Here is an 897-nt window from a genome sequence, read left to right on the forward strand (position 1 = left end):
GTTTGGAGCGGTCGTTCGCCACTGTGCCCTTCTCGCTCAGCGCGGTTTCCTTGTTGACGTTGTTCTTGTCGCCATGCAGTTCGGCGACGTTGCTTGCGATGAGCACGCCCTTCTGGTTGAACCACGGGCCATTGCCGATGCGGTCGCGCGCGTGCACTGCGGCTGTGCTGGGCGGGATGAAGCCCGTGCTGAGGTAGGCGCGCCACGTGCGATTTCCCGCACCGACGGCTGACGCCAGCTTCTGGCAATGCGCATCCGCACCCGCTAGGCCGCCCAGATTGGCGCCGTCGCCCGGATTCACGCTGGTCACGAAGAAGCTCATCGGTCCGGTCTTCGGCGTGGAGGCGCAGGACACGACAAGGGCGGCCACAGACGCGGCCGAGACGACATACATCAGGCGATGGGTGCGGCGCATTTGCAGTTCTCCGGTGAAGCGGCCAATAGCGTACGTTTGGGCAGCAACACTATTCCTCGGGGGTTACCCGACCGACCAGCGCTCAGGTACTACCCTTCATTGTCTCGCGCGCGGACGGAACGCTTCTCGACCGCACACCTGTCGGGAGTGGGTCAGCGCCGCCGGCACCGCTCATACTAATTTGCGTTCAAAGATATAGAAGATATCCAACCAAATCCGGTCATTGATCGGGTTCTCTCGTGATTTGATTCGAGCGCCACCAGCCCTGTCGTGAGGGCGCGTTCGACAGCGTCGAGGTCGGCGAAGACATGGTTGGCAAAGCAGTCCTCGCGAATCGCCTCCCACAGATGCTCGGCTGGGTTGAGTTCGGGGCTGTACGCAGGCAGGTAGATCAGTCGCATGTGAGCCGGCACCGCGAGTTGACCCGCCAGATGCCAGCCAGCTTGGTCCATGACCATCACGATGAATTCCTCGGCATGGCG

General features: G+C 62.1%; 1 protein-coding gene and 1 pseudogene. Both read right to left on the reverse strand.

Annotation, left to right across the window (positions count from 1 at the left end):
- Positions 1–415, reverse strand: a pseudogene (locus tag AC1DY5_RS57215) (hypothetical protein); the annotation flags it as partial.
- 176 nt (positions 416–591) lie between these two features.
- A partial coding sequence (locus AC1DY5_RS57220) for a transposase (protein ID WP_478122972.1) occupies positions 592–897 on the reverse strand: 306 nt, incomplete at its 5' end.

This window comes from Variovorax sp. P4_D9 (assembly GCF_056401695.1).